9 protein-coding genes are annotated in these 8,292 nt (G+C 70.5%); 8 read left to right on the top strand and 1 reads right to left on the bottom strand.

The window, feature by feature from the left end; genetic code table 11:
- Positions 1-247 precede the first annotated feature (247 nt).
- Complete coding sequence (locus IE311_RS24695; RefSeq protein ID WP_229902132.1) at positions 248-1,120, bottom strand: helix-turn-helix domain-containing protein; 873 nt, start codon at positions 1,118-1,120, stop codon at positions 248-250.
- Positions 1,121-1,680: 560 nt separating this feature from the next.
- Here IE311_RS24695 and IE311_RS24690 point away from each other — a divergent pair.
- From IE311_RS24690 to IE311_RS24655, 8 genes are all read left to right on the top strand, one after another.
- The gene (locus IE311_RS24690) at positions 1,681-2,007 is read left to right on the top strand and encodes a transcriptional regulator (protein ID WP_189833975.1); all 327 of its coding nucleotides are present in this window, start codon (positions 1,681-1,683) and stop codon (positions 2,005-2,007) included.
- Between the two features lies 1 nt (position 2,008).
- Positions 2,009-3,028: a hypothetical protein gene (locus IE311_RS24685; protein ID WP_189833974.1), complete on the top strand. Its 1,020-nt coding sequence runs from the start codon at positions 2,009-2,011 to the stop codon at positions 3,026-3,028.
- Positions 3,028-3,732 (top strand): ATP-binding protein, encoded by a 705-nt coding sequence (locus IE311_RS24680; RefSeq protein WP_189833973.1) that lies wholly within the window; start codon positions 3,028-3,030, stop codon positions 3,730-3,732. Before IE311_RS24685 ends, IE311_RS24680 begins: the two co-directional genes overlap by 1 nt.
- A gap of 118 nt (positions 3,733-3,850) precedes the next feature.
- Complete coding sequence (locus IE311_RS24675; protein ID WP_189833972.1) at positions 3,851-4,417, top strand: WhiB family transcriptional regulator; 567 nt, start codon at positions 3,851-3,853, stop codon at positions 4,415-4,417.
- A 5-nt stretch (positions 4,418-4,422) separates the two neighbouring features.
- Complete coding sequence (locus tag IE311_RS24670; RefSeq protein WP_373313955.1) at positions 4,423-5,478, top strand: DUF2637 domain-containing protein; 1,056 nt, start codon at positions 4,423-4,425, stop codon at positions 5,476-5,478.
- Between the two features lie 101 nt (positions 5,479-5,579).
- Complete coding sequence (locus IE311_RS24665; protein ID WP_189833970.1) at positions 5,580-5,804, top strand: hypothetical protein; 225 nt, start codon at positions 5,580-5,582, stop codon at positions 5,802-5,804.
- Positions 5,801-6,466: a plasmid mobilization protein gene (locus IE311_RS24660; protein WP_189833969.1), complete on the top strand. Its 666-nt coding sequence runs from the start codon at positions 5,801-5,803 to the stop codon at positions 6,464-6,466. The genes IE311_RS24665 and IE311_RS24660 overlap by 4 nt, the downstream gene beginning before the upstream one ends.
- Positions 6,466-8,220 (top strand): relaxase/mobilization nuclease domain-containing protein, encoded by a 1,755-nt coding sequence (locus IE311_RS24655; RefSeq protein WP_189833968.1) that lies wholly within the window; start codon positions 6,466-6,468, stop codon positions 8,218-8,220. Before IE311_RS24660 ends, IE311_RS24655 begins: the two co-directional genes overlap by 1 nt.
- Positions 8,221-8,292 lie beyond the last annotated feature (72 nt).

The following is an 8,292-nucleotide window of genomic DNA, read 5'->3' as shown; positions in this document are numbered from 1 at the left end:
GCGGCCGGACGAACTCCCACTCGGCGTCCGACAGTTCATGGCGACGTATCACGACACCATGATCCACCAACGGTGATCATTTGAAGACACTGCCTAGTCCCTTCACTGTTGCCGACCGTAGACGCGGCCGCCGAAAAGGCTCGTAGCGATCCGGTCCCCGCAGGGTCGACGATCCGCATCAGACGCTATGTCGACAACGGGGAACGCCTAAGACAGTTAAGCCCCGAGAAAGCACCCGCTGACGGCGTCACTCCCCGCCCTGCGCCTCTGGCAGCTTGTGCTTCAGCTCTCCGACGAGCTCGTTGATCTTGGCCATCATCTCGGCAGACACGCCCGCACCGTTGCCGCGGGCAGCCAGGCCGAGGATCTGCCCCCGGTGAATCGAGCCGAGAAAGCGGAGTGCCTCCAGAAATTCGCGGGCCGCAGGGTCGACCTCGGCATCGTCCTGGAAGAGGGCCGCGTCGACCTGAAGCGCCTCGGCTAGGCCGGCGCGCACCACGTCAGAAGCCTCCGTCGTGGCACCCGCACGAAGGGCGACGATGCCATCGGCGGTGACAGCCGCCACGCCCGCATGCGCGTTGACGATCCGCGCAATTTCTTCATCAGAGGGCGCTTCCTGGCCAACGTACCCGTACTGCAGGAGGTAGTTGATCTTCTCTCCGACCGTGCGGAGTACGGACGCATGCTCGTCACGCGAGGTCGTGGGGCGAAGCCCGAACGAGCAGTCCTGGGCGGCCAGCAACTCCTCTTCGGTCACCCCGTATGCATGTGCGAGCGGCTGTACGTAAGCATCACTGAGCCGACGCCGGCCGGATTCGGCGTTGCTCACCGGCACGCGGCTCGCGCCGATGATCGCAGCAGCCTGCGCCACGCTTAGGCCGGCGTCGCAGCGCAGGAGCTGGAGGTCCTGCGGGCCGTCGTGGGGGAAGAGGGCATCGAGCGACTGATGGAGAGCCGCTGCAATCGCGGGGAGCTTCTCACCCTTAGGGAAGTCCTGGCCGCTCTCCCACCTCGCGACCGTGGGGGCGCTGACGCCCACCATCTCGGCCAATTCCTTCTGGTGGAGGTCCTTGCCTCGTCGGACAGCACGCAGGCGGCTGCCGTCGAACTGACGTGGCACATGAACTCCTGCGGGGTGGCGATCGGGCCGGTGGTGGCGGCCTCTCGAGCAACTGTAACCCAGGCTTGATACATTTCCGCAACTGACGTACGTTTCCGTATCGCGCCTGCTGGCCGGGCTCCGGCTCCCCATGGTGCCAGCCCTGGGGGACCCCTATGCATGCTGCGTTGTCGCGGCCACTCGCGCAACGCGCCGTCGGATTCGGTACCCAGGCGTTGCCGGTCGGTATCGGGAGCACTCTCCCGATACCGACTGTCGCGAGCCCGGTGCGACCTGCAACGAGCCAGGGATGGACTTGCCGCAGGCGTCTACATATGTTCATCGTCCCCCCGCCGGGCGGTGCCCCGGGGAGGGGTGGAACGAGCATGAGAGAGGAGGTGGGACGAATGCGAGCGCACGGCCCGTGACATGGCTCGGCAATAAAAAAGCCGGCGCCCGGGAGCTACCAACTCCCAAGCGCCGGGCCGGCACCCCGAGAGGTGCCCATACGCATCACGCGGGCGGCGGGGCTTTTGCACGAGAACCGCCGCACCGCGCTCCTACGAAAAACGGAGTATCGCATGCTCGCCATGCCGAGCGGAACCCTGGCCTGCCCGGATACCGACCGCCAGCACCGCCTCGCGGCCCAGCTCGCCGCCATGATCCCGGGCGCGGCCACCATCCGGGTCAGCCTCAACGACCCGAAGCAGAGGTGGCCCCACCTGCACGCCACCGTGACGGACGAGGCCGGGAGGACTCTGGAGTCGAACCGTACGACCGTCAGGGTCGCCGCCCGCTGGATCCTGCGGGTCTGGCCGGAGGTGAACGGGGACCGGCCGCACGTCTTCGACCTCTCCGATGCCACTCTCACTCACAGCGACCTGGTCGCCGTCGATCGGGGCCGCTGACATGGCGCGGATCCGAACCATCAAGCCGGAGGCGTTCGTCTCCGAGTCGCTCGCCGAAGTGAGCGTCGAGGCCGAGCGCACCTTCTTCGGGCTCCTCACGCAGTCCGACGACCACGGTCGCCACCGCGACAACGCCGCGATCATCGCTGGGCTCCTCTGGCCCCTCCGCGCCGAGCACAACTCGGTCCACGTCGAGGATGACCTCCACCAGCTCGCCACCGCCAGCCTGATCTGCCGGTACACCGGCTGCGACGGCCGCCGGTATCTCCACATCGTGACCTGGTCCGAGCACCAGAAGATCGACAAGCCGAGCCAGTCGCGCCTGCCCTCCTGCCCGCAGCACCAGGCCGCCGACCGGTGCGCCCCCTGCAAGGGCACCTGCGCCAAGCGGACCGGGGACTCGTCCACCGCTCCCCGAGGACTCGCTGAGACCTCGCCGAACGCTCCCCGACGCCTCGACCTGCCCGCGACGACCACCTCGGCACCTCCCGGACACACGGGTGGGGCCTCCGCTGATCAGCTGGAAGCCGCCGACTGCATGGTCGGCGCTCACGGCCGCGCTGGAACGAAAAGTACAGGTCAGAGCTCATTCTCCGAACCCTCCCCGAACCTTCCCCGAAGTGGCGGAGAGGGTTCGGCGCCTGGATCTAGGATCTTGGATCCTGGATCCCTTGTCCCTACGGGGCGCACGGCGCCCGCAGACGGCGTCTCGGCCAACCAGCTCGTCGGCGAGTACGTCGCCGCCTGTGACGAGCGCCCGCCCAGCGACGTGATCGGACATCTCGGCCGGATCACCAAGAAGCTCCTTGGCGAAGGCATCGCTCCGGAGCACATCCGCGCCGGGCTGGCGCATTTCGCGAGCAACCCCAAGCACCCGAGCGTGCTGACCAGCATGGTCAACGAGGCCATGAACGCCCGCCCCGGCGGCTTGGCACGGCTGGGAATCCGGCATAACGTGCCCGCCCACCAGGCGTGGACCAACCCGTCCGACGCCACTGCCGCCTACGCCGAGGAGCTGTGATGCGCACCCGTCACCGCGAACCGCAGACCCTCGGCGAGGGCACCCTGGACCGCGTGGCCCGGATCCTGGCCGCCCGCAACATCGACCCCGCCACCGCCGCCGCACCGGCCCAGGAGCCCGAGCCCTTCTCCCCTCTGGAGGCCCTGTCGGCCGGGATGCCCCCGCGCTACCGGGCCGCCGTCGCCGACCACCCCCAGGTCCTGGCCTGGGTCCGGGACGTCGCCAAGGCCGCCGTCGCCCCCAACCAAGGAGCCAGGCGGCAGGTCGCCGCCGGACCCAGCCTGCTCATGGCCGGCGTCGTTGGCGCAGGCAAGACGCACCAGGCGTACGGCGCGATCCGGAAGCTGGTGCAGAGCGGAGTCGGCGTGCGCTGGCGCGCGACCACAGCCGCCGACCTGTACGCCGACCTGCGGCCCCGGCCCGGAGCCGATAGCGAGCGGGAGCTGGCGGCCGTCAGCCGCTGTCCGCTGCTGATCATCGACGACCTCGGTGCGGCCAAGGCCAGCGAGTGGGTCGAGGAAGTCACGTACCGGCTGATCAACCGCCGATACAACTACGAGCTCCCGACCCTGATCACCACCAACCTGGCGATCAGGGACCTTAGGGCCCACCTCGGCGACCGCGTCAGCTCCCGGCTCGCACAGATGACCACCCGGGTCGAGTTCGAACAGGTCGACCGCAGACGGCATCGCCTCGCGGCCTGACCCGCCCCAGGCCACCACGCCGGGCCGCGCCCATCGCGCGCCGCCCCGAGCTCGTCCCCGACCCAGCGCACCTCTCCGCCGACGCCCCTGCGCGCGGAGAGCGATCGGAGCACCCCGCATGACCAGCACGACGCACAGTCCTGCCCGCCACCGGTCGCTCGGCGACCACACCTGGCGAGACCAGGCCGTCTGCCAGAGCACCGAGTACAAGCCGGTAGACCCCGAGATCTTCTTCCCGGACCCCGACGAGACCGACAAGATCACCGCAGCGAAGGCGCTGTGCAACCAGTGCCCGGTCCGCCGCACCTGCCTGGACGCCGCTCTGGAGGGCAACGACGCCAATGGCATCCGAGGCGGACTGACCGAGGAGGAACGCCGACCTTTGCACGAGAAGATCGCCGACCGCCTCGACTACAGCCGCGTCAACGAAACCGTTTCCGGACGCGATATCCACCTCACCACCGCCGAGCGCACCGCGGTCGTCCACGCCGCCTACCACCACGGACTCAGCACACGGCGCCTGGCCTGGCTCCTGAAGGTCACCGAGGAGCACACCAAGAAGCTGTACCGCGAACACCGCCGCGCCCTGCGAAACCGCGACCTGAACCAGCCTGCGACGACCACCGCGTCACCCGAGGCCGGCGGCGAGCACCTGAGCCGCGACGACTTCGGGACGGCGGCGTGACCGCCATGACCGCGCCGAAGACGGCGCACATATCCGGCTGGGACCGCGCGGTCGTCATCGCCCTCGGCGGCGCGGGATGCGCGCTGTCGTACGACGCGCTGCAGCAGATGGCCGTCGCCATCCACATCCGAGGCTTTCTCACCTACCTCTTCCCCTTGGTGATCGACGGGTTCATCGCCTACGGCGTCCGGGCGCTCCTGGTCCTCCGTGACGCGCCGCTGCGCGCCAGGCTCTACGTCTGGACGCTCTTCGGCACAGCCACGGCCGCCAGCATCTGGGCCAATGCGCTCCACGCGGTGCGGCTCAACGAGGACGCGGTCGCCGGCACCGGCCTCCGGCTCGGAGACACGGTGGTTGCGGTGCTGTCCACCATCGCCCCGCTCGCCCTGGCCGGAGCGGTCCACCTCTACATCCTCATCGCCCGCGGGCCGGTCAAGGGCAGTGACCGCGAGGACCTCGGTCACCCCGGTCACCTCGGTCAGGGTGACCGGCGCGGCGCCGTCGAGGTCACCCGGACTGACCGGGTCGGTCAGAACGGGTCGGCGGTCGGTCAGGTCAAGGCCGGTCAGCCGGTCACTGCCGTCACCGACAGGCCGCCACAGTCCCTGGCCAAGCAGTCTCCTGCCTCCCGGTCACTGACCGGGGGCAGGGCCCCGGTGGGCAGCAACGCGGTCACCGATGACCGGGGACAGTCGCAGGGGGCCGCTGAACTGCCCGGACAGTCGGGCTCGGCTCGGCCGGTCACTGACCGCCCCGACGGCACCGCCCCGGTCACCGGCGGCCAGGACAGCCCGGCGGCGGTCACCACTCCGCCGGTCAAGCCGCCGCCGGTCACTGACCGAGAGGCTCGGACACCCGGTGACCGGCGGCCCGACACGGACACCGCGGAACTGTTGAAGATCGCCCGGTCAGCGGTCAGGGCCGAGGACAAGCTGACCCGCAAGGTGGTCGCCCAGGCGATCCGCGGTCAGCAGATCCCGCTCTCCAGCGACACCCTGACCGCCCTGATGGCCCAGCTCCGCGCCCAGCACGGTCAGCCGGTCACCTCCACGCGGAACTGACCGGACACCACGGAGCGGGTGACCGAGCCGGTCACCCAAGCCGGTCACCCGCTCCTGACATCCGCCCCACACCCCTCCAGAGCAACAGCGGAGAACACCCGATGCGCACCCACCCGGCCACTCCCGCCGAAGTCGACTCCTGGCTGACCGTTCTTTACCAGCGCGGTCATCTCCACCGCGCCCAGTCCGGCCCCGACACCACCTGGATCGTGCAACGAGAGCAGCACCATCGCCCCTGGACCCTGCACCACCCGGTCCTGGCCATGGACTGGATCGAGGAACTCGTCCGCGAAATCCAGCAGCAGGACCCGGAGACGAGCCGGTGACCACCGACGACCCGGCGGTGACCACCGCCGGACAGCAGCGTGACCTCACGACGGCACCTGGCGGAGCAAGCTATCGCGTACGACGGTCCTACGGGCCGTCGCACGCACTTGCCCCCGCCCAGGAGGACGGGGGAGGCCCGGTTGGTTCCCGAGCGAGGGCGCTCGGGAACCAACCGGGCAACCGGCACCAGGGGGCGCCGGTCACCGGGGGAGAAGCCGACCGCGACGACCACCGCGAGCAGTCGAGCCCGAGCACGCCCGCCTTCCCCGACCGCAAGCCGCGCCGCCGCAACCGCAACCCGAGCGAGCGCACCCGCAAGACCACCACCCGCCTCTCCGACACCGAGAAAGCCGAGATCGTCGCCGCAGCCGCGCAGCGCGGCGTCACCGTCGCCCGATTTCTCGCCGCCGCCGGCCTCGCAGCCGCCCGCGGTTCAACCGCCCTGCACACCAACGAACGACTCGACACGGCCATCGACGAACTCGCCGCCCTGCGTACCGCCCTGGCCCGGATCGGCAACAACATCAACCAGATCGCCTACGTCCACAACGCCGGCGGACAGCCCCGCCCCGGCGAACTCGACCACGCACTGAGCGTTCTGACCCAGTCCCTCGGCCGCCTCGACGACGCGGCGAACGACCTGGTGACCAGGCGGCTGTGATGGTTCCCGACATCGGACGCGGCTCCCGCACCCATGGACTCCTCGTCTACCTCTACGGCCCCGGTAGGCGCGAGGAACATACCGACGCGCACCTCGTCGGCTCCTGGGACGGCTTCGCCCCCGACCCCGGCCGCGACCCCGACCCGCACGTCACCCTCGCCCGCCTCACCGCAGCCCTCGACCTCCGGGTCAAGCAGGCCGGCGACCGCGCGCCCGCCAAGCACGTTTGGCACTGCTCGGTCCGGACCGCCCCCGGTGACCGGCGGCTCTCCGACGAGGAGTGGAACGCCATCGCCCAGCGCATCGTCCACGCCACCGGCATCGCCTCGGAAGGTGATCCCGACTGCTGCCGATGGATCGCCGTCCGCCACGCGGAAGACCACATCCACATCGTCGCCACCCTGGTCCGCGGCGACCTGCGCAATCCCCGCCTGAACTACGACTTCAACAAGGCCCAGGCCGTCTGCCGGCGCATTGAGGAGGAGATGGGCCTGCGCCGCCTCAACGCCGGCGACGGCACCGCAGCGAAGAACCCCACCAGCGCCGAGAAGTTCAAGGCCGAACGTACCGGCCGCCCCGAGACCTCTCGCGAGACGCTCCGCGAAGCCGTCCGCCAGGCCGTCGCGGGAGCGGACGACGAGAAGGAGTTCTTCACCCGGCTCCGCGAGGCGGGCCTGCGCGTGAAAGTACGCCACGCCCCGTCCGGCGACGCGCTCGGCTACAACGTGGCCCTGCCCGGCGACCGTAACCGCCACGGTGAACCGGTCTGGTACCCCGGCTCCAAGCTGGCCCCCGACCTGTCCCTCCCGAAGATCCGCCTCCGCCTCGCCGACGGTACCGCCGACCAGACCACGCCTTCGGCCGCCGAAGGCCGGGCGGACTGGTCCCAGCCCGCCCGAGAGCGACGCAGCGCCACCGGCATCGCCGAGTGTGCCGCCGTCCTCCTCGACGGTGACGACGATGAAGCCGCCGCCCAGCTCGTCGGCGTCGGAGAACTCCTGGACGCGGTCGCCCAGACCTCCCCGGCCGCCACCCGCGCCGAGCTGGCTGCCGCAGCCCGAGCCTTCGAGCGGGCGACCCGCAGCCACGTCCGCGCAGAACGCGCCGACACCCGGGCTCTCCGCTCGGCTGCCCGGGGTATCGTTCAGGCTGGCGGCGCGCTCGGCCGGGGCGAGGACGGCGGCACCACCGCCATGCTCGTCTCCACCCTGGTCCTGGTCACCCTCGCTGCCGCCCGTTGGCACTCCGCTCGCGGTCACGCCCAGCAGGCCCATGCCTCCCGGCAGGCCGCCGAGCATCTGCGCGCCGCCTACCGCCAAGCTGCTGCCACCCCGATGCGAGTCCTGCACGACCGAGGCCGGGCCCTGCCCGAAGCCGAACGCCGGAAGCACGAGGCCACCCTCCGCACGGTTCTGCCGGAGCAGGACATACGAGCGGACGGCACGGCGACGAAGACCGAAGCCCTGGTCGCCACCCTCGCACAGGCCGAGCAGGAGGGCCACGACCCCGAGGTCCTCCTGCGGCAGGCCATTGACATGAGCGAACTAGACACCGCCGCAGATGTGAACGACGTCCTGGTCTGGCGCTTGCGCCACCTCGCCCAGCTCCCCGCCCAGGGCGAAGCTCCCCGTCGCCCGCAGGCCAGCACCCGCCCGACCAAGACCTCGACCAACCGCACCAACGAACGGAACGCCCCCGCCGCGCCGCCCTGCCCTGCCGTCTCCAACCCGCGCAGTCGCCCACCGCACCGCTGATCAGCACGCCCGGAGGGTCGGCCATCGGCCGACCGGACTCCACGAAATGCCTGGATAGTCGGTTCCACTGGC

Origin of the sequence: Streptomyces zaomyceticus (assembly GCF_014656215.1) — a bacterium.
GTDB classification, from domain to species: domain Bacteria; phylum Actinomycetota; class Actinomycetes; order Streptomycetales; family Streptomycetaceae; genus Streptomyces; species Streptomyces zaomyceticus.
The sequence above is the reverse complement of the archived record's forward strand: the minus strand, read 5'-3'. Positions and strand labels throughout refer to the sequence as shown.